The 21,454-nt window shown below is 46.1% G+C and carries 18 protein-coding genes and 1 riboswitch; of the genes, 16 read left to right on the forward strand and 2 right to left on the reverse strand.

Features of this window, described 5'->3' with window-relative positions:
* The first annotated feature begins 22 nt into the window (after positions 1–22).
* From MHB84_RS18150 to MHB84_RS18195, 10 genes are all read left to right on the forward strand, one after another.
* On the forward strand, positions 23–1,120 hold the full coding sequence (locus MHB84_RS18150; protein WP_076290977.1) for a transglutaminase domain-containing protein: 1,098 nt from the start codon (positions 23–25) through the stop codon (positions 1,118–1,120).
* A gap of 105 nt (positions 1,121–1,225) precedes the next feature.
* Positions 1,226–3,250 carry a peptidoglycan D,D-transpeptidase FtsI family protein gene (locus tag MHB84_RS18155; RefSeq protein WP_076290925.1) on the forward strand — a complete coding sequence of 675 codons (2,025 nt, stop codon included), beginning with the start codon at positions 1,226–1,228 and terminating at the stop codon, positions 3,248–3,250.
* Positions 3,251–3,618: 368 nt separating this feature from the next.
* A complete protein-coding gene (locus MHB84_RS18160; RefSeq protein ID WP_411835895.1) occupies positions 3,619–5,595 on the forward strand; it encodes a peptidoglycan D,D-transpeptidase FtsI family protein in 1,977 nt (658 codons plus the stop codon).
* Between the two features lie 275 nt (positions 5,596–5,870).
* The gene (locus tag MHB84_RS18165; protein ID WP_310854578.1) at positions 5,871–6,785 is read left to right on the forward strand and encodes a metal ABC transporter solute-binding protein, Zn/Mn family; all 915 of its coding nucleotides are present in this window, start codon (positions 5,871–5,873) and stop codon (positions 6,783–6,785) included.
* 31 nt (positions 6,786–6,816) lie between these two features.
* Positions 6,817–7,638 carry a metal ABC transporter ATP-binding protein gene (locus MHB84_RS18170; RefSeq protein ID WP_256716889.1) on the forward strand — a complete coding sequence of 274 codons (822 nt, stop codon included), beginning with the start codon at positions 6,817–6,819 and terminating at the stop codon, positions 7,636–7,638.
* Positions 7,639–7,641: 3 nt separating this feature from the next.
* Entirely contained in the window at positions 7,642–8,601 is a 960-nt protein-coding gene (locus MHB84_RS18175) for a metal ABC transporter permease (RefSeq protein ID WP_076290922.1), read from the forward strand.
* Positions 8,601–9,473, forward strand: coding sequence for a metal ABC transporter permease (locus tag MHB84_RS18180; RefSeq protein WP_063566127.1), 873 nt, complete (start codon positions 8,601–8,603; stop codon positions 9,471–9,473). Before MHB84_RS18175 ends, MHB84_RS18180 begins: the two co-directional genes overlap by 1 nt.
* Before the next feature lie 664 nt (positions 9,474–10,137).
* A complete protein-coding gene (locus MHB84_RS18185) occupies positions 10,138–10,887 on the forward strand; it encodes a Cof-type HAD-IIB family hydrolase (protein WP_076290920.1) in 750 nt (249 codons plus the stop codon).
* Positions 10,888–10,941: 54 nt separating this feature from the next.
* Positions 10,942–11,382, forward strand: coding sequence for a DUF456 domain-containing protein (locus tag MHB84_RS18190; RefSeq protein WP_063566179.1), 441 nt, complete (start codon positions 10,942–10,944; stop codon positions 11,380–11,382).
* Between the two features lie 60 nt (positions 11,383–11,442).
* Positions 11,443–13,071, forward strand: a complete 1,629-nt coding sequence (locus MHB84_RS18195; RefSeq protein WP_076290919.1) for a putative polysaccharide biosynthesis protein — start codon at positions 11,443–11,445, stop codon at positions 13,069–13,071.
* A 150-nt stretch (positions 13,072–13,221) separates the two neighbouring features.
* Here the strand turns inward: MHB84_RS18195 and MHB84_RS18200 are convergent, their stop codons facing one another.
* Positions 13,222–14,502 (reverse strand): DUF2515 family protein, encoded by a 1,281-nt coding sequence (locus MHB84_RS18200; protein WP_076290918.1) that lies wholly within the window; start codon positions 14,500–14,502, stop codon positions 13,222–13,224.
* Between the two features lie 143 nt (positions 14,503–14,645).
* Between MHB84_RS18200 and MHB84_RS18205 the strand changes: the two genes are divergently transcribed.
* The 6 genes from MHB84_RS18205 to MHB84_RS18230 all read left to right on the forward strand — a co-directional run bounded on the left by MHB84_RS18205 (position 14,646) and on the right by MHB84_RS18230 (position 20,185).
* Positions 14,646–14,990 carry a thioredoxin family protein gene (locus MHB84_RS18205; RefSeq protein WP_076290917.1) on the forward strand — a complete coding sequence of 115 codons (345 nt, stop codon included), beginning with the start codon at positions 14,646–14,648 and terminating at the stop codon, positions 14,988–14,990.
* Positions 14,991–15,302: 312 nt separating this feature from the next.
* The gene (locus MHB84_RS18210; RefSeq protein ID WP_445322132.1) at positions 15,303–16,232 is read left to right on the forward strand and encodes a COX15/CtaA family protein; all 930 of its coding nucleotides are present in this window, start codon (positions 15,303–15,305) and stop codon (positions 16,230–16,232) included.
* A gap of 214 nt (positions 16,233–16,446) precedes the next feature.
* Positions 16,447–17,175 (forward strand): Cthe_2314 family HEPN domain-containing protein, encoded by a 729-nt coding sequence (locus MHB84_RS18215; protein WP_076290915.1) that lies wholly within the window; start codon positions 16,447–16,449, stop codon positions 17,173–17,175.
* 130 nt (positions 17,176–17,305) lie between these two features.
* A riboswitch (SAM riboswitch) is annotated at positions 17,306–17,447 on the forward strand.
* 127 nt (positions 17,448–17,574) lie between these two features.
* Positions 17,575–18,609, forward strand: coding sequence for a methionine ABC transporter ATP-binding protein (locus tag MHB84_RS18220; RefSeq protein WP_076290914.1), 1,035 nt, complete (start codon positions 17,575–17,577; stop codon positions 18,607–18,609).
* Positions 18,609–19,268: a methionine ABC transporter permease gene (locus MHB84_RS18225; RefSeq protein ID WP_076290913.1), complete on the forward strand. Its 660-nt coding sequence runs from the start codon at positions 18,609–18,611 to the stop codon at positions 19,266–19,268. Before MHB84_RS18220 ends, MHB84_RS18225 begins: the two co-directional genes overlap by 1 nt.
* Positions 19,269–19,348: 80 nt before the next feature.
* A complete protein-coding gene (locus tag MHB84_RS18230) occupies positions 19,349–20,185 on the forward strand; it encodes a MetQ/NlpA family ABC transporter substrate-binding protein (protein WP_076290912.1) in 837 nt (278 codons plus the stop codon).
* Between the two features lie 183 nt (positions 20,186–20,368).
* Here MHB84_RS18230 and MHB84_RS18235 read toward each other — a convergent pair whose 3' ends face one another.
* Entirely contained in the window at positions 20,369–21,367 is a 999-nt protein-coding gene (locus MHB84_RS18235; protein ID WP_083679042.1) for a DUF2167 domain-containing protein, read from the reverse strand.
* Positions 21,368–21,454 lie beyond the last annotated feature (87 nt).

Here is a 21,454-nt window from a genome sequence, read left to right on the forward strand (position 1 = left end):
AGAATTCAATGGCATAACGATTATGCTGCTGCTGATTGTGGCCGCTTCATTGCTTCAGGGGTGGTCCAGAGGTGCTTCGCGTTCGGCAGGAAGACTCTTTGGATTCCTCATGGATGGCATTATGGCGGTCATTGGTATTTTGTTATCTATCGGTTTAACCTTATGGCTTGCGCCATATGTTCAGCAATGGTTATCTGTGCATGCGGCAGACATGCCTAACCGTGAATTGAACCGATGGGAGCAGATGTATTATACATTGATTACGGCCATTGCTGATTTTCCGCTGATGCGGTTTGCCGTGTTGTTTGTGATTAGTTATGGCTTCATCCGATTGGTTCTCGGATTGCTATCTTCCCTTATTTTCAGCAGAAGATACAGTTCGGCAGAGCAAGAGAGCAGACCCAAAGGATTTTTCAGCCGTATTACGGGTGCTGTGATTGGTACAGTTATTGGCTCCGTCCGCGGGATGATTGTGATTGCCGTATTGTTCATGATTGTCAGTCTCTATCCGGGCAGCATGTTTAGTCGCTATGTAGAGGCTTCACCCATTTATATGCAAGGAGCCAAATCTGTTATAGAGCCATTATCAGGTACATTCATCAAGGACAAGTTGCCCGTATTTACGCAAGCCGTGCAAAAGGAACTTGGGGCGATCCTGCAACGCAAATATGAAGTCATCGACCATAACATTCCGGCGGATATTGAATCTGCGGCAAAAGAAATTGTGAAAGGTCAAACGACAGATGAAGCCAAAGCCAGGGCGTTATATGACTGGGTAGGTTCTCGCATTCAATATGACTATGGCAAAGTGGATGACTATGAGCAAAAAGGCATATGGCACGAGCAGACGCCACAAAATACATTTGATACACGTCAAGGCGTATGTATCGATTACGCTCGTCTATATGCGGTCATGGCTCGTTCACAGGGTCTCGAAGTCAAAGTGGTTACAGGGCTTGGTTATAACGGGCAGGGTGGATATGGTCCGCATGCCTGGAATGAAATATATTTGAGTGATTCGGAAAGCTGGATTCCGCTTGACCCCACTTGGGCGATTAGTGGCGATTGGTTCAATCCTCCTAACTTTGCCGATACCCATCTGAAAGATCAATCAGCTTAACATTACGCCGGACATGGGTCCGGGAGATGACGACGTTGCCAGGTTATCATGCCGAGGCTGTACAGCCTGGACGGTATGCATCAAGTCATGAAAGAGGTAGGATGAATGAACAATCATTCAAAAGAGAAGGATGAACTTACGGACAAGCGGCGCTTTAGTTACCGGATGAACGTATTTTTCTTCGCTTCCTTTGTTATTTTTAGCGTTATTATTGTACGCTTGGCGTTTTTGCAATTCGTGGAAGGGCCTGAGCTCAGTCAGGAGGAAGCGAGCAATATTACCAAAGATGTACCGCTCGCTCCCGTGAGAGGAACCATCTATGATTCCACGGGTGAGGTCAAGCTGGCTTACTCCAAGCCGATTCAATCCTTGTACCTGACCTTATACAAAAATTATGGAGATGTGGATGGCAAGCCTAATCCGAATATAGCCGAAGTGGAGGACATCGCCACCCGGCTGCATGATGTTTTTGAGCAGTATAAGAAAAAGGATTCCGAGGCCCTTACGGTCGACAACATCTTAGAAGCAATGGACCTCAATTCGCGCAAAGCGAATGGGTTCATGCCACGTCTGATCAAGAGTGATCTGTCCGATGAAGAAGTGGCTTATTTCCTGCAGCACAAGGATGAATTCAAGGGAATTCAGATTGTAGAGGAAAGTGTGCGTTACTATGATCCGGATACGGTAGCCGTTCAGACGATTGGTTATCTCAAAAAGTTCAAAAGCTCCAAAACATTGGATAAATACAAAGAGGTTGATGAGGCCAATAAAAAGCAAACGGACCCAGGTCTTGTATATACCGAGAATGAGTTTGTTGGCTTTGATGGACTGGAACTGCAATATCAGGATGTTCTGCGGGGAAAAAGTGGTTATAACTCCGTTGATGTTGACTTGCGGAATTTGCCTGAAGGTGTAGCGGGCTCTACCCCACCCGAAAAAGGGTACGACCTAATTACAACGATTAACAAAAATGTCCAGGTGAAGACAGAACAGGCGATACTGGATCAACTAAGCTGGCTGCATACACATCCAGTTTCAGGTAAGCTGCATCCGAATGCCAAAACAGGTTTTGCGGTAGCTATGGAAGTGGATACAGGGAAGATTGTTTCGATTGCCAGTATGCCAGATTATGACACGAATATCTGGAGAACGGGTAGTATTAGTAACGATCAATATGATGACATCAAGTATGTATATCAAAATGGTACAATTCGCTCGTTCCCGCCCGACGATTCTAAAAAACGAGCTGAATCTATCGTATTACTTGGTTCAACGATTAAACCGCTTAGTGTATTGATCGGTTTGAAAGAAGGATTTTTCACAACAAATACGGTGTATTCAGACCGTGGTTCAACGACTTTCGGTGGAGATAACCGTAGAGTACAGAACTCATCGGGACACGTGTATGGGTCGTTAACTCCCCATGATGCGATTCGACATTCCTCGAACGTGTTCATGATTGATGAGATTGGCAAGAAGCTTTACTCCCAATATGGCGCAGAGGGAATCAATGTTTGGGATAAATACATGAAGCAGTTCGGTCTGGGTGTATCTACTGGGATTGATCTGCCGAATGAATTCTTGGGTATTCGGGATTATATGAACACCGATGAAAGTTCACTAACTCGACTTGTTTATGGCTCCTTTGGACAACAAGGGAAATATACAACGATGCAGCTGGCACAGTATGCTACGATGCTAGCGAATAAAGGAAAACGCATGGAGCCACAATTAGTCAGTGAGTTCCGTGATTCGGAAGGCAATGTGGTTGAGAAAATGAAACCGAAAGTGCTCAGCACAGTCGATTTTAATGATGCTTACTGGAATGAAGTACAGCGAGGCATGGCAACCGAAGTAACAGCGTTTAGTGGATTCCCTTATGACTTTGCAAGAAAAACAGGTACATCCACACAGTTAGTCGGAGGCAAATTGGTGGATAACGGGGTATTTATTGCTTACGCTCCACGCAACAATCCGAAGCTGGCTGTAGCCGTGGTTATTCCTGAAGGGGGCTTTGGTTCGAGCAGTGCTGCCCCTGTTGCACGTGCGATCTTCGACGCGTATGACGAGGAGTTTGGTCTAGACGGTGTACCGAAAAAAGATAAAAATAAGGAATCAGATACACAGTAATGTAAGTCGTTGATTTCAAAAGAAGGGACCCTTTCAAGGGTCCTTTTTACGTTTGCCAGGACTAAAAGGCCACTTTCCCACAAGCTGCTGCATATCAGTATGTAACAAACATTGTGCATGCCACGTTTATATAAGAGAATGAAAATTTATTTCAAAAGTAAAGAGATTAACGATATGTCTGTATTGACATCGTTTCGAAAGAATCACCATATGTCTATTCTGTTTACGAAAATGTAACCAAAATCTGGAGGACATGGCAGTTGACCTTTGATAGACTTGTAGAAGGAAAGGTATGTTACTTGAACCGATTGATGCAATATGCGTGATAGATGAATCTACTTTTACATAAGAACGGAGAGGCTTATCCCATGTTTAACCGATTGAGGAAAAAGAAAATGTCCAATGAAGATACACCAGTCAACAACAAGCCATCTAGTGTAAGAATGAATATGTTTTTTTTCGCTGCGTTTGTGATATTCAGTATCCTCATTTTCAGGTTAGCCTTTGTGCAATTTGTGGAGGGACCTGAACTGACCTATATGGAAACCAGCCGTAATACCAAAGATATTCCGCTCGCTCCTGTTCGTGGGCCAATCTACGATGCGACAGGGGAAGTTGCGCTGGCTTATTCGGAGCCTGTGCAGTCCCTCTATGTATTGTTGTATGAGGATTATAGAAATGATGACCGCAAGCAGGAGGCACAGGAACTCGCAGATGAACTGGCGGCTGTGTTTAAACAGTTTAATCCGGGGGACAAAGAACAACCCGATGCAGAAGAGATCATGAAGCGACTGGATCTGGAATCTCAGAAGGCACATGGGTATACTCCTCGTCTGGTGAAATCTGATCTCAACATGAAAGAAATTGCTTATTTTATGGAGAAAAAGGCCGAATATCCAGGTGCTATGGTTCTTGAGGAAAACGTAAGAAAGTATGATCCAGATAGGGTAGCAGTTCAGGTGATCGGATATACAAGAGAGTTCAAGGGCCAACAGGACAACTTGGATAAGTATAGAGAAATCAGCAAATCTGAAGCAACAGAACGCGACCCGGGATTGCGCTATACTCAGCAAGAAAAAGTTGGAGTTGATGGCCTTGAATTTCAATATCAGGAGGAGCTTCGTGGGCGTAGCGGCTACCAATCCATTGATATTAATTTGCGTAATTTGCCAGAGGGTACGATGCAACAGACTCCGCCGGAGAAGGGATACAGTCTGGTCTCCACAATCAATAAGGAAATTCAGATGGCAGCACAGCAGGCAATAACGGATGAATTGCGTAAGCTTCCGAAAGCCGTTACGGGATATGCGGTAGCCATGGAAGTGGATACTGGCAATGTAGTGGCTATGGCGAGTATGCCGGATTATGATCCGAATGACTGGGATTATGACAAGATCAAGTACGTTTATCGCAACGGAACGATGGCTTCCTTCCCGCCGGACGATTCGAAAAAACATACTGAATCCGTTGTACTGCTAGGTTCCGTAATCAAGCCACTCAGTGTATTGATTGGATTGAAAGAAGGACTATTTACGACCGGGCAGACCTATCCCGACCAGGGATATGCCATTTTGGGGAAAGACGGGAGAAAAGTGAGGAACTCCCATTCTGCATATAATGGCAATATTACAGCGAGACGGGCTATTGAGAAATCTTCCAATGCCTTTATGATTGATATGGTTGGCAAAAGACTTCTAAATAAATATGGCTCGGATAAAGGGCTTGATGTTTGGCATGAGCACATGCAGGAGTTTGGCTTGGGTGTATCAACTGGTGTTGACTTGCCTGGTGAATTCTTGGGCAGACTTGAGTATAAAAACAAAGATGAATCGGCTCTTACACGTCTTGCTTTTGCCTCATTTGGTCAGCAAGGTAAATATACAACGCTTCAACTTGCACAATATACCACGATGCTTGCTAATAAGGGCAAACGAATGGAACCTCATTTGGTGAAGGAAATCCGTGATGCCGATGGCAATGTGGTCAAAAAAATCAAACCAAAAGTGTTAAACGAGGTTGATTTTGCGGATGTATACTGGAATGAAGTGCATAAGGGCATGGTCACCAGAGTGAGTTCGTTTGAAGGGTTCCCCTACGATTATGCGAGAAAAACAGGAACCTCGGAGCAGGGAACAGGACCGAACAAAAAGGAAAACGGTGTATTTATCGCATTTGCACCACGGGATAATCCGAAGTTGGCTATAGCGGTTGTTGTGCCCGAAGGTGGCTTTGGATCGGTCAGTGCGTCTCCAATTGCACGTAAAATTTTCGATGCTTACGATCAAGTGTATGGCCTTGACGGGACTCCAAAAGGGAAGAAAGATCAGGGGAAAGATACAGAGTAGCGATGAAGCAGCTTAAAGAAAATAGGACAGAAGATAAGCGGAAAAGAAAACAGGCTAATTAAAACGCCAATATATTCATTTGGACAGGCAGGGGAAATTATCCCTTGCCTTTTTATTTTGCATCGGCTAAAATTTGCACAAGGGAAACATTATTAGTCTTGTATAAATTTTAATACCTTGTACAACAAAATTAGATGAGGACAATTATGTTAGGAGAGGGAAAGGGGCGGTTTGGATTGTTGATGGTGAAGATGAGGAGCATTCAGAGAGGGTTAATGACACTGACAGCTGTTGTTCTGGTTATCGTGCTAACAGCGTGCTCAAGTGCAGCGGAAACAGGAGGTAGTGAAGGGAAGGTACAGGTTACAGCAACAACAGGCATGATTGCGGATGTAGCGCGTGAAGTCGGCGGGGCATATGTTGATGTTACCGGGCTAATGGGCCCAGGGGTAGATCCTCACTTGTACAAGGCTTCGCAGGGAGATATTCGGAAGCTGGAGCAAGCGAAGGTCATTTTCTACAACGGGCTGCATCTTGAAGGAAAAATGACAGACATCCTGGAGAAAATGTCCAAGAGCAAAATAGTAACAGCTGTCACAGAAAACATTCCGGTGGATGAATTGCGATCAGGAAAAGATACAGGCGGAACGGAATACGATCCACACGTCTGGTTTGATGTTAGCCACTGGATGCATGCCGCAGAAGCTGTACGCGATACACTCGTGGAAGCAGATCCTGAACACGCAGAAGAATACAAGGTACAAGCGGAGCAGTATCTAACGAAACTGGAGGCATTGGATTCAGAGGTGCGGGAAAAAATCCAGGAGATACCGGAAGCCAGTCGGGTATTGGTTACGGCGCATGATGCCTTTGGATACTTCGGCAAAGCTTATGACATGAAAGTGATGGGGCTCCAAGGAATCAGTACAGCAGCTGAGTATGGAGCGAGGGATGTCAGTGAGTTGCGAGATTACCTTGTGGAAAATAATATCAAAGCGGTATTTGTAGAATCCAGCGTACCGGCAAAAGCGATGGAAGCGATTATTGCTGGGGCAGCCGAAAAAGGACATACCGTAAGTATTGGTGGTGAACTGTTCTCGGATGCAATGGGTGCTGAGGGAACAGAAGAAGGAACGTATATCGGTATGATCCGCCACAACACTCAGACGATTGTAGAAGCTTTAAAATGATAAACGATATGAAGAGAGGAGTGGACAGAGCATGAGCGATACATTTTTATCCGAAAAATCTCAACCACAACTAAATGCTAACCATCTGAAGGGAACACAGCCTACATCAGCTCCGCTTAGTATTCGGGACCTGGCGGTGGCTTACCATAAAAAGCCGGTGCTCAGTGGGGTATCTTTTGACATCCCGGAAGGTCAGTTGATTGGTATTCTTGGTCCCAATGGGGCCGGGAAATCAACCTTGATCAAAGCGGTTCTGGGACTAGTGCCTAAAATGCACGGCGAAGTAAAAATTTTTGGTCAGTCCTACCGAGAACAGCGTCGCCGCATCGGCTACGTACCTCAGCGTGAATCTGTTGATTGGGATTTCCCAACACACGCCCTCGATGTTGTCATGATGGGGCGTTATGGACATCTGGGCTGGTTCCGCCGTCCTGGCAAAAAAGAACGGGATCTGGCAGCTCACTGCCTGGAGCAAGTGGGCATGGGTGATTATATGTACCGTCAGATCAGTCAGTTGTCCGGAGGGCAACAGCAGCGTGTCTTTCTGGCAAGAGCACTGGTACAGGATGCGGAATTGTATTTTATGGATGAGCCATTTGCAGGTGTGGACGCCACAACGGAGAAAGCTATCATTTCACTGTTGGAACAGTTAAAGAAGCAAGGGAAGACCGTACTGGTTGTTCACCATGATCTGGCGACAGTAGAGGAATATTTCGACCATGTGCTGTTGCTAAATGGACGGCTGGTTGCAGGTGGACCGACGAATGAAGTATTTGTACCGGATACTTTGCAAGAGACGTACGGAGGCCGGATAGCGATGATCGGAAGCCGGTCGGAGAAAGGCCAGGTGTAGTGCATGTGGAACTGGATAGTAGCCATTTTGTCCGATCCCAATACACGCTGGATATTGCTTGGCTGCTTGTTGCTCGGATTCAGTAGTGGAATTATTGGCTCTTTTACATTTTTGCGTCGTCAGAGTCTCATGGGAGATACGCTGGCGCATGCAGCTCTGCCAGGAATTTGTATCGCTTTTATGTTGACTGAAACCAAATCAGTAGGATTATTTCTGTTCGGTGCGCTTGTGGCTGGAATCATTGCGACCTTCGGGATTTCGTGGATTACAAGGTATTCCCGGATCAAGCAGGATGCGGCAATGGGGATTGTGCTAACTGTATTTTTCGGTATTGGCGTAGTGATGCTTACTCGGATTCAGCACGGTGCAAGTGGCAGTCAGAGCGGACTTGATAAATATTTGTTCGGTCAGGCCGCATCCATGGTGATGACGGATGTGTATGTCATGGGCGGTGTATGTCTTGTATTATTGATCGCTTGTCTGGCATGGTTCAAGGAATTCAAGCTGGTGAGCTTTGACCCGGGATTTGCACGGGGTATGGGACTGCCAGTTGGCATGCTGGAACAACTGATTCTGCTGTTGACCGTTATTGCGGTTGTCGCAGGGATTCAGGCGGTTGGCGTGGTGCTTGTCGCCGCTTTGCTGGTGACCCCTGCAGCAGCAGCTCGCTGCTGGACGGACTCGCTCTCGCTTATGGTACTGTTGGCTGGCGTTTTTGGAGCACTGAGCGGTGCGACAGGTACAATCTTCAGCACCTTGGTGCCTAATCTGCCGACAGGACCAGTAACCGTACTGGCAGCGACAGTACTATTTGCGGGTTCCGCATTACTTGCTCCACGGCGCGGACTGTTGGCACGGCGTTTGCGAAGTATACAGGCGAAATCTGCTTACTTGAGAGAAGAGCATGCCACGCTCCAGACACTCTCTGCACAGCGAGCACAGCAGGAACGGGGTGAGTTGTAATGGCAACGTTTTGGATTATATTGACGGCCATCCTGGTATCCTCCGCCTGTGCCATTCTTGGCTGTTTTCTCATATTAAGGCGGATGGCTCTGGTTGGAGATGCGATCAGTCATGCGGTTCTCCCAGGTATTGCGATTGCTTTCCTGTGGAGCGGTTCACGTGATTCGTTATGGATGCTGCTTGGGGCAACCGTATTTGGATTACTGACGGTGTTCTTCATTCAAAGCTTGCAGGCCGGAGGACTATCATCGGATGCTTCCATCGGAATAGTGTTTACGGCACTCTTCGCAGTGGGTGTGATTTTGATCAGTCTGAATGCCGGGCATATTGATCTGGATCTCGATTGTGTCTTGTTCGGTGAGATTGCTTATGTCCAGTGGGATACCTTAACGCTTGGAGGGACGGATGTAGGCCCAAGGGCGGTTTGGATGCTGGGCATCACCTTGCTGGTCATCCTCCTTGTAATAGGTTTGTTCTACAAGCAGTTCAAGTTGTGTGCTTTTGATCCGGCGTTGGCTGCGGCCTGCGGTATTCCGGTGGTGTTGTTCCACTATTTGCTTATGGGGCTCGTTTCCATGACATCTGTGGCTTCATTTGAGAGCGTAGGGTCTATTCTCGTGGTAGGCATGTTGATTGTACCTGCAGCGACGGCTTACTTACTCACGGATCGATTGGGCAAAATGATTCTGTACAGCGTGCTCGTAGGAGCAGCTTCCTCGGTAGGAGGCTACATCATGGCTTACGCGTTGGATGCTTCCATTGCAGGTTGTATGGTGGCCGTAGCAGGAATTCTGTTTGTGCTAGCTCTGCTGCTGTCTCCAAAGCATGGTATTGTCTTCCGGTATGCTCGTCGCAAATTCGCGGCACGTTAATGGATAAAAAAAGTAGCAGCCGCCTGCATCGCAGGCGGTTTTTTCATGGCTACGGGTAATTTTATTACATACCAGACTCTTACATGAATTGGAACAGACCCCTGTTGCCATGTTGTAAAGGTTCACCCGTATCGCGGGTTACTTTGTTGCAGGCCGACGATCTGTGGTAAAATGTCGTTAGCTGTGACGTCCGGAGCATCCGCCTACGCGAATGCCGGGCGATCTTTTTGTGAGAGTATGTTAGATAAGATATAAAGAGCATATAAGTTGAACTGGAGATACATTGGGAAACGGAGAGGACAGAAAAGTCCTGAAGAGGGGAGCTTTGTTTATGAATTTTCCTTCTACAAAATAGGTGTTATGAGGTCTAAATACACAGGTGATGTAGTGAAGGGGACGGAATCGACTGAAGAAGCGATAGCGTTCGCCTTTGTCTCCGAATTTCTAACCTTTAAGAAGAGAGAATCTAGAAAATTTGGAGACAACAGCGATCGGAAGACGATCCGTACACGTAACGGTTACCTCGTATAATCTCAATACACTAAAGAGAAAGGTAATTCTGAAACAAAGATACAACAACTCGAAAGGTTTTCTGTCCACTTAGTGTCTATATGTATATCCATGAGTTCAACTTGGAGAGAGACAACTGAGGAGGAAATACGGCATGAGTGAACTAAAATACAAATTGCTTGCATTGGATATGGATGGAACATTGCTTAACGATAATCATGAGATCACACAGGAAACCGCCAAATGGATTCAGATCGCCATTCGTCGGGGAGTGCATGTGTGCCTTTCGACGGGAAGAGCTGTTTTTCATGCGATGCCTTATGCGGTACAGCTTGGGCTGGAGACCCCGATGGTAACGGTCAATGGCAGTGAAGTCTGGAAAGCTCCGCATGATCTGCATATGCGCCATCTGATGGACCCGGCATTGATCCGCAAAATGCAAGAGATTGGCGAAAAATATAATAGCTGGTACTGGGCATACTCCGTGGAAGAGCTGTTTAACCGGGATCGCTGGACGGACAATATTGAAGGTCTGGAATGGCTGAAATTCGGATTCAATACCGAAGTAGATGAAGTCCGTCACCAGATTATGATGGAGCTGCAACAAATGGGCGGCTTACAAATGACGAACTCATCACCTGTTAATATTGAGATTAACCCTGGTGGTGTATCCAAAGCGAGCGGCGTAGCTGAAGTCTGCAAGCTTCTGGGCATAGAGATGTCCGAAGTGGTTGCTGTTGGAGACAGCTTGAATGATCTGGCTGTTATTGAAGCTGTGGGTCTTGGTGTTGCCATGGGCAACGCGCAGGAACAAGTGAAGGAAGCGGCTGACCTGATCGTAGCGAGCAACAACGAAGATGGCATTGTCGAAGTCATCCGTGATCATATTTTGAAGGGGGAGTAACCTTTGCTCGCAACCGTTGGCTGGATTTTAATTGTACTGCTGTTTGCGGTGGGGATGGCCGGAACGGTATATCCCATACTGCCTGGTGCTGTAGCGATTTTCTTCGCGTTTCTGGTCTATGGCTGGTTCTTCAGCTTTGTTCCGTTCGGTGTATGGTTCTGGATTATCCAGATTTTGATCGTAGTGGTGCTGTTTGTGGCTGATTATGTCGTCAGTGCCTGGGGTGTGAAGAAATTCGGCGGCTCCAAATTATCGACGACTCTCAGTACGATTGGTGTCATCATTGGCCCATTTGTCATTCCGGCATTCGGACTTGTACTGGGGCCATTTATCGGTGCTTTTATCGGGGAACTGATCGGAGGTTCTTCACCAGCCAAAGCTTCTAAAGTCGGATTTGGTTCCGTGGTGGGGCTGTTTACGAGCACCGTAATGAAAATTATTTTGCAAATCGTCATGATTGTTCTGTTTATTATCTGGGTGGTAAGATTCGCATAGACGTTCGGGAGCGGCTTCATCTGGATGCACGTCGGTGTGGGGGAAAGAAGGGGAATTGGCTTGTCTAAGAAGGAAACATTCATTAGAGGTACGCTCATCTTGGCGGCAGCTGCGCTGATTGCGAGGGTACTCGGATTGGTTCAACGGGTGCCGCTGGAGCATATCCTCGGCGATATCGGTAACGCATCGTTTACCATCTCCAACACGGTATATTTAATGCTGTTAACCGTTGCTACAGCAGGCATACCGAGTACACTTAGCAAAATGGTCTCGGAACGTTATGCACTGGGACGCGCAGGTGAAGCTCAACAAATCTACCGTGCAGCCCTGATCTTTGCGGCTGTAGCCGGGGTAGTGATGTCTGCTTTATTATGGTTCGCAGCACCTTATTATGCGACGTACGTATCCAAAGTACCGGAATCGGTGAGCGCCATTCGGGCCTTGGCTCCAGCGCTGCTTCTCTTCCCGGCCATCGCAATGATGCGTGGATATTTCCAGGGTCGTGGCAATATGACGGCAGGCGGCATTTCACAGATTGTGGAGCAGTTTGCACGTGTAGGTACAGCGATCATCGTGGCGTTTGTTATGCTGCAATGGAATTATGATGATCAAACCATTGCAGCAGGGGCTTCATTTGGGGGCGTATTTGGAAGTATTGGCGCTTTTGCTGTCATGTTGTACTTCACCTTAAAGCTTCGCAAAAATGACCGTGCGGCGCAATTGAATTACGAGCGTGCGGAGCAGTTGCCCATGCGGGGTATTTACAGCGATATATTCAAACTTTCGATTCCAATCGTATTATCTTCACTCGCTGTTCCGGCGATTAACTTTATCGATTCATCGTTGGTAGTTCCACTGCTTAGCGGACTAATCGGACTGGAAGAAGCGACAGGAGTTCTTGCCATTCTCGGTGCCAAGGCCCAAAGTATTGCAGGCATTCCTCCGATTTTGGCCATCGCACTGAGTCAATCACTTGTGCCAGTCATTTCGGCAGCTTTTGCACGCAAGGATGAAGTTCATCTGAAAAACCAGGTGACGCTTGCTTTGCGCATTTCGATTCTGACCGGGATGCCAATCGTTATCGCTCTATGCGCGGCAGCGTATTCCGTTAACGGCTTGCTGTTTACCAGCCCAGACGGGACACCAATCATTACATTGCTGACGTTCGGTACTATTTTCCAAATTACAATGATGACCACGAACTCCATTTTGCTTGGGGTGGGTAAACCACGGATTACAATGATCAGTGTAGCTGCGGGTATCGTAGTCAAACTCATAGCGAGTTTAATCCTGGCTCCGATTTTTGGCATTTACGGAATCATTATTGCGACCGCATTGTGTTTCTTGGTTATTACGTACCTCAATCTGCGGGTACTTCGCAAAATTGTTGATTTCTCGATCATGGGTGATCGTTGGAAAGGATTCATCATTACCGTGCTGCTTGCAGCAGGTGTTGGTTTTGCAGCGAACTGGGCTGGGAACTCCATCTTTGATTTATTCCTGCCAGCACGTGTATCATTCCTCGTTACCTGTCTGTTTGTGGGTGCGCTTGTGGTTGTCGTGTATCTGGTACTCATGGTTGTTCTACGTGTACTTCGTAAAGACGAACTGGGCAGTTACCCTCGTATTTTGCAAAAAATACTCCGTCCGCTCATGCGTCTGCAACGTGGAGCCGGGCAACGTGGATAATCGATTCAACACATAATACACACTTCGTTATATTGTTTGAAATAAGTACAAGCTCTGTCTGCTTTCATAGCGGACAGGGCTTTTTTATTTATACCAATAAAGGTAGTCCATTTTTTTCTACTAGACGAGTCCTGGATAAAGCCTCTGTCCTTAATGTGTCAAGGTTTTTGCATCATGGGCCAATGCAGTTTTCAGCATGCCGTACCGATGTTCATGGCTCATCTCAAACAGCCAGGGGCGGCGCGGGGCAGTGAGATGACCGAGGCAATCTCGATTTTGCAGCCAATCCTGCCTTGTAATCGGTTCATACGGCGTATCACCCCATACAGCCAGCAATTCAGGACTATATAACCTTTGTCCTTCTGCTAGCCATTCTTGATCCAGTAACTCCTGACTATAGAGCTCATTTTCTCCGGCTTCATCTTGATGTGCGGTGAACAGACCAGGCCAGTATTCAGCACGTGAGCCACGGTGGGGAACCGAGCGTGCAAACTCCAATACTTGAGTAAACACTTGTTCCACGCCAAACAGCATCGCATATAAACCTTTGCCAAACATAATCCGCTCATCCAGTTTGCCAAAATGTTCAATAACCCGGCCTGCAAGACCTTTTTCCCGTCCGAGTGGAAATACGATATGATTCAGCCCAGCCAGATTATGCAGATGGAATGCGGGTTTGGATAGCACTTGTTTTTGAAAATAGGGATGCTGCACGACCCGGCTCTCGATATAGTTCTGCTCATTAATAATTAATGCCACACTAAGCAGCGAGCTGCATCGCTCCAGCCAAAATCGTTCCCAAAATGGCGTCATGAACGCCGATACATGAAAATGGGACAACAAATGAAAACAGCTCCGGCCAATCCGGCGGCTGTTCATATACAACAGAAGCTGGGGATAAGCATCCTGGAAAATGAGGGCATTGCATCGCTCCAGTAGTCGATACATATGCTCACGATCTGTTTGATTTTGCAGATTGTGCATAAGGTCACTCTGGAGATCGGTCATGTGATATCCGCCGTTGCGGGATACCATATGGGCAAGCAGGGCCCAATGCAGCTCAGGATACTGTTCGTAACATTCCAGGTATGCTGCTGTGCGAGTGATGTTACTCCGGTTGTTTTCCTGCGTTAATGTCTTGATCTCTTCCAGAATAATGCAGTCCTCTTCACAGACCAGTGCACTGAGTGTATTTCGGGCAAAAGCATTCTCGTTTCCAGGCAATAGGCGCTCCACCTCAGCTTGTAAGGTAGCAGCCATGTCGGAATCCCAAGCCATATCACGCAAGGGATGACGAAGCTGTGCAGAGGCTTGCCAAGCCGCTTGTTTGCCCCTCCACACTTCCCGGGCCGCACCTGGGATGGATCGAACCATTTGTAATATTGACCCATGATGGGCAGGCTCGGAGGAATCCGTTTTAACGGAAGTCATGTCATGACCTCCTTTCCTGATATTCTGATTACGGTTTTAGTTTAAGAAGCTATTGATGTCAGTATGCGCCGAATATTTGACTTCCACTCCGCAATTTGCTTCACTTAGAGGATAAGACAAGGTATAGAAAGGAAGATGTTGTAATGGAAAAGATTACATCGAAACCGGAATTTGATGTGGCAATCCAGTCTCCACGTTTGACTGTAGCTGTATTTAAGGCAGATTGGTGTGGTGATTGCAAGTACATCGATCCGTTTATGCCTGAAGTTGAAGAGAAGTTCGCTCGTGAGCTGAAATTGATTGAGGTCGACGTAGATCAGGTGGGTACAGTGAGCGAAGAGCAAAATATTCTCGGCATCCCCAGCTTTGTAGCTTACACAGATGGGCGGGAACTTGTTCGTTATGTGAACAAACTGCGCAAGTCGAGAGAAGAGATTGAGCAATTCCTGCAGCGTGCAGTTGAGGTGTATAACACGATTCATAAATAAAGCATGACAGGTTAACCATGTTAAAGGTTATAATTAAAGGAACGCCATTTCTCTTGAAATAGGGAAGTGGCGTTTGTATTTTCCGAGTTTTCGGGAGAAACTAAGGTTGTAATAATGTACATATTTGCCGATGACCTGTGGGTCAACTTCTCGACAGACGTTAACATTTTGTCACAAAGCGCGGCGTCAATGACACATTTATCCGGTATAATGAATTTAGTTGTGAAATAAGTGTCAAAGTAACGAATCAAGCGGAGGATGTAGTTCTTCGCCATCTTAAACCAACAGCGGGTGAGAAAAAAATTGAAGCACATAACCTTGTTTAAATGGTTAACCGTATTAACCTGTCTTGTCATGTTTCTGGCCACATTTGGCGGAGGCGTAGTGACCCGAACGGAATCGGGCCTCGGCTGCGGCGCAGAATGGCCTTTATGTAACGGAAAACTTGTGCCTGCACATACTGTTGCCTCACTAATTGAATTTTCCCATCGCGCAGTCAGCGCACTGGCAGGGCTTTTGTCCATAGCCTCTTTTGTAGCATTTTTGCGGTTTGGCAAATCACGCCGTGATCTGCAATTGTTTTCATTGTTAACGCTGATATTTGTTATTGTCCAGGGAATTATGGGGGCTTTTGCCGTCGTATTCTCCCAATCTTCCGCAGTCATGGCACTGCATTTCGGATTTGCCTTAATTGCTTTTGCCAGCTCCTTGATGATGGCGCTTGGTATTCGGCAGGAAGCTCGCCATGGTGGATTGGAAAGACTGAATCGATATCCGCGAGTTAGCAAAGGCTTCCGAAATCTGGTGTGGTTTTCCACGATCTATACGTACCTCGTGGTATATACTGGAGCATTTGTGAGCCATACGGATTCTGCTGGAGGATGTTCAGGCTTTCCGCTCTGTAACGGGCAGATTATTCCTGAGCTCTCGGGAGGCGTAGCTGTTGCTTTTGCTCACCGGGTGGCGGCTGTTTCATTAGTAATCGTCATTGCAATTCTCGGTCATTTTGCGTATCGCAAACATCCGGATAACACGGAATTAAGAGCGTTAGGAGTCATTTCTGTTGTACTGGTTTTGTTGCAAGTGGTGATTGGTTTTGGTTTGATGCTCACGATGAACCGTCCGGAAGTGTATATGTTCGTAGCGCTGGCGCATATGCTTGATATTGCCATTTTATTCGGTGTATTAACGTATATGAGTTTCCTGGTGTACAAGTTGTATCGGCCCGTTAACCGTTTCTAATATATCCGAATTATTGTAGTTCAGGGGATGAATCCAGTGAAGTTCACCATCCGATGATGTACATCATTGGACAGGTGAACTTTGTTTGATGTCAGGCGTGTCAGGGCACCCTATTGTAAGCAGCGGTCATACGTTTACTCTGATTCCGATTTTGTTTAATATGATGAATTATTATTAATTTGATGATCTGCAGAGTGGAAAGAGGAGGCTATATATGCTGCGAACGTTGCTGGGTGAAAAGCCGCGTAAGAACGAAGGCATACTAAAGGACGCGATGGAAGCGATGGCGGATACACTTGAGCTATTTCAGCGACAGATGCATGTGGACCATGATCCTACCCATGATTTTCGTAAACTGTATATATGGACCCAGGGACTGATCTCTTCGCTGGATGAATTGGAACAAAGCTGTTTTGCAGCTTCCCATTTCCGTCAGAAAGTTAAAGCGGGCTCTACGGATGATATGACATTATTAGAAAAAGCGGAGTATGCCCGATACGTCTATTTTTATAAGGATGGCTTCATCCGATGTTTTGCCATTTTGGATAAATTAGGTACAGTGTTGAATGAAATATTTGAGCTGAATACAACCAATGTTAAAACTCATTATTCATATTTCACCGTATTAAGACAGTTCGGATATGATAAGCTGCATTATGTTCTTGCCAACGAACTAATTCGGATCAAGGACTCTTACCGTGAGCCAATGAGCAAATTGCGCAAACGACGAAACATGGAGATTCATTACATGAACTCCGAAATGCAGGATGATCTATGGCAGCTGCACCAGACTTTGCAAGGGAAAGTGAAGCTGGAGGATCTGGATCAACATGTCGTGGAACTCCGGCAGGGTGTGGATATGGTATGTGAGACGTTAAAAGCAGCGTATGGCTACATCAATGAGAAATGGCATAAGCAGGTATTGCATCAACCGAAGAACTGATTGGATAGTAATATTTGCCTTTGACAAATCGGAATACTTGGATTATACTGAGTTCCTGATCGACAGTTAGATGGAATTAACATTTATGACATTAACATTATAACTACTACTGAACTTATAAATTAAATATTTCTTATCGAGAGCGGCGGAGGGACAGGCCCGATGAAGCCCGGCAACCGATTTATAACTGCATGACAGCTGTGTCATACTTTATAGATGTTAGGTGCTAATTCCTACAAAATGGTGCAAGGCACGATTTTGGCAGATGAGAAGGTATAATCTTTCACGTGAAGAGCCCTTTTTGTTTCTGCAAAAGGGGCTCTTTTTTTGTACGATGAAGGGGAGTTTTCCTTTCATTCGGGTAAAGATACATGTAGGCAGTGGGAAGGAGCAGTAATTTTGATTGAATTAAAAGGTTTAACCAAGACGTACGGTAAAGGTTCAAAAAGTACGACGGCCTTATCCGATCTAAATTTGAATATCCGCAAGGGTGAAATATTCGGAGTTATCGGACATTCCGGTGCAGGCAAGAGTACATTGATCCGTTGTATCAATTTGCTCGAACGCCCCACGGCAGGCGAGGTTTGGGTTGATGGAATCAACCTAACCAATCTCAATAAGTCCGATCTACAACAACAACGGCGTAAGATCGGCATGATTTTCCAACACTTTAATCTGTTATCCTCAGCTACGGTATATGATAATGTGGCTTTTCCTTTGAAGCTCGTTAATACGCCCAAGGCTGCAATTGATCGGAAAGTGAAGGAAATGCTTGCATTGGTTGGACTGGAGGACCACAGCAATAAATATCCGGCCCAGCTGTCAGGCGGACAGAAGCAAAGGGTAGGTATAGCAAGAGCACTCGCGAGTGATCCGAACGTTCTGCTGTGTGATGAGGCCACATCGGCACTTGATCCCCAGACAACCGATTCGATTCTGAAGTTATTGCTGGATATCAATGAAAAGTATAACCTGACGATTGTTCTAATTACCCATGAGATGCACGTGATCCAGAATATCTGTGATCAGGTGGCGGTTATCCATCAGGGAGGCATCGTGGAGCAAGGACCAGTGACGGAAGTGTTCCTCAAGCCGCAGCATGCCATTACGCGTGACTTTATGATGCGGGACCATGAGGTTGGAATTGCACTAGAAGAGACTGCTCTGGCGAGTGCAGATGTCTCATTACAGACAAACGGAGCTTCTAAGCTTGTGAAAATATCCTTCCTGGGCAATAAAACCTATGAGGCGATTTTGTCCAGAACGGTTCGTAAAACAGGAGTGGATTTCGCCATTTTGCAAGGCACCATTTCAACGATCAAACAAGTTCCCTATGGACAGCTGACCGTTCGGTTTGAGGGGCAGTTAGATGAGATTAATCTCACCATTAAAGAGTTAGTGGATCAGGGACTTGATGTGGAGGTGCTTCGTTAATGGATTTTTCGACGGTACGTTGGGAAGAAATCGGTAAGGCTTCAATTGAAACGCTGCAAATCCTGGGAGCATCGGGCCTATTCACGATCATCATTGGTTTGCCGTTAGGCGTATTGCTGTTTATGACGGCAAGGTCGACTTCAATTCAGTCTCAAGTGGTGTACACGATACTATCGTTTATTGTAAACATTCTGCGATCAGTGCCATTTATCATTCTGATTGTTGCACTCATTCCGTTTACCCGTTCACTGGTTGGCACAGCTACAGGGGTGCTGGGTGTTATACCTCCGCTCGTCATTGCCGCAGCTCCATACTTTGCCCGGTTGGTGGAAACTACACTGCGTGAAGTGGATCGTGGCGTCATTGAAGCGGCACAGGCGATGGGAGCTTCAACCGGACAGATTGTAAGGCGTGTGCTTCTGCCAGAGGCATTGCCGGGTCTGCTAGCCGGGATCACCATTACAATCGTTACCCTTGTTTCCTACACGGCGATGGCGGGAATGGTTGGTGGTGGAGGTCTGGGAACATTGGCAATCAACTACGGATACTTCCGTTATCAGAATGAAATTATGATTATATCCGTAGTATTTATGATCATTCTGGTGCAAGTGCTTCAGATGGCGGGCGATCGTTTGGTTAAATGGTTCACCAGGAAATAACACATATATAGCATTTGCCTGATTCGGTATCGATTTGGGGCAAAATGCAAAAAAAATTTATTGGAGAAGGGGTTTTACACATGAAAAAATGGTCTTTTGCTCTACTTAGCATTATGCTGATTGCGGTTCTAGCGGCTTGCGGAAACAACAAGGATTCCGACAGCGGCGCTGACAATGCTGGAGGCGCACCGCGCACCGTAGAATTGAAAGTGGGAGCATCCCCTACACCGCATGCGGAAATTTTGGAAAGCATCAAGCCTGAACTCGAAGCTGAAGGCATTCGCTTGCAAATCGTGACTTTCAATGATTATGTTCAACCTAACCAACAGCTTGAAGATAAACAACTGGATGCGAACTTTTTCCAACACCAGCCTTACCTGGATACAGAGAACAAAGAACGTGGTTTCCACCTCGTTGCTGTAACACCTGTTCATGTTGAGCCATTTGCTGGCTATTCCAAAAAAATCAAATCATTGGATGAGTTGAAAGACGGCGCAAAAGTAGCCATTCCTAATGACCCATCCAACGGTGGTCGTGGACTGTTGTTGCTTGCAAAAGAAGGACTTATCACGCTAAAAGACAACACAAATATCACTTCTACGATTCAAGATATTACAGCCAATCCGAAAAACCTGAATATCATCGAGCTTGATGCAGCCATGATGCCTCGTCAACTGGATGAAGCAGATCTGGTATTCATTAACGCCAACTACGCGCTGGAAGCCAATCTGAACCCAGAGAAGGATGCGCTGCTGATCGAGGACCTGCAAGGTAACCCATATGCAAACATCCTCGTATCCCGTGAAGATAACAAAGATGCAGATGCCATCCAAAAACTGGCTGCAGCTCTGCATTCCGAAGAGGTTAAAAAATTCATCAAAGATCGTTATCAAGGTGCTGTAGAACCTGCGTTTTAAGCTGAACGATTAAGCTGAAAATAAGTTGTACTCGGAGCCACTTCTTACGGCGTTACTAAAGAAAGCCCTGCATCCTCTTTATAGAGAATGCAGGGCTTTGTTTTGTACATCATGTTATAGAGCGTTTTGATGTAAGGGCACTTCGATGTAGTACTTATTATTATAAGTACATTAATTATAAGCTTAACGCTTATTCGGATCAGTATCCGAATGTCCATTTGTCTGTTGGCTATCAGAGCCTGCGGACTCCTGTCCAGCAGCATGCTGTTGGTAAGCTTCCTCTACAGGAGACAGCGAATTCTGATCTCCTGGTTCAGCATCCTTTTTGCGTCCAGTCAGCTTGCGACGAATCCATCCGAAAGCACCAACAATGGCGGCTACGATGACAAACCACCCTTTTTTGAGCAAAAGCAATAATCCGACTTTCTTAGCTACAGCTACACCAGCACCACCGAGAATCAGACTGGTCAGGCCGAGTTCTGATTTTTTGTCAACGGATGCATCAAACTCTTCATAGGTGTTTCCTTTGATCACGTTGAGCTGGTTAAGCACGGAGTTTTCAAACTGTTTGCGGTTTTCTTCAAAATTGGCACTATCCGTAACGAGGATAACACCGATGTATCCTTCACGGGTGAGTACATTCACATTGTAATTGACGAGTTTTTCCCGTTCTGCATCCTCAAGACCAAGAGAATAGATCAATTGATGTTTGCTGCTGTCATAGGCGGGCTCAATTTCCCATCCGGTGATAAACAGCTGATTTTCCGGTGTCGTTTTCTCATTTTGTTCTTCTGTACCTCTTTTGTAGCTATCGAGCAGTTCATCGGCGTCCAGATCGTCTTTTTCACTGTCATCGACATGACCGGTATCGTTATATTCAAAGATAACATACCAGTTGGAGTTTTCGCCGGCGCCATAGATACTTCCGATTTCCGTTCCATTGGGGAAGGATTCCGTGTCTTCCAGGAACCTTTGGGTGTTAGCTGCATCGAGATAGGAGAGATTTTCAGCTACGTTTAATGTTGCTTTGTTATCAAGTACTACGTTTGAAGGCCCGTCAATCCATTGATAATCTTCGGTGGAGCTATTGCTTTCACTTTCTGCAGATGCTGTGGTCGAGAATGGAGCTTGAAATGAGGCGATAAGCAAAATTGCAAGTAGAGAGGCTAACCATCTTTTCATTTACGCTGTATTCCTTTCGAAGTTGTCATGCAATGTTGTCATTTACATGAACATATGTATTGTGTCGTTATATTCATAAGAAAATAA

The organism is Paenibacillus sp. FSL F4-0087, from assembly GCF_038020215.1.
In the GTDB taxonomy this organism is placed as follows: Bacteria; Bacillota; Bacilli; order Paenibacillales; family Paenibacillaceae; genus Paenibacillus; species Paenibacillus taichungensis.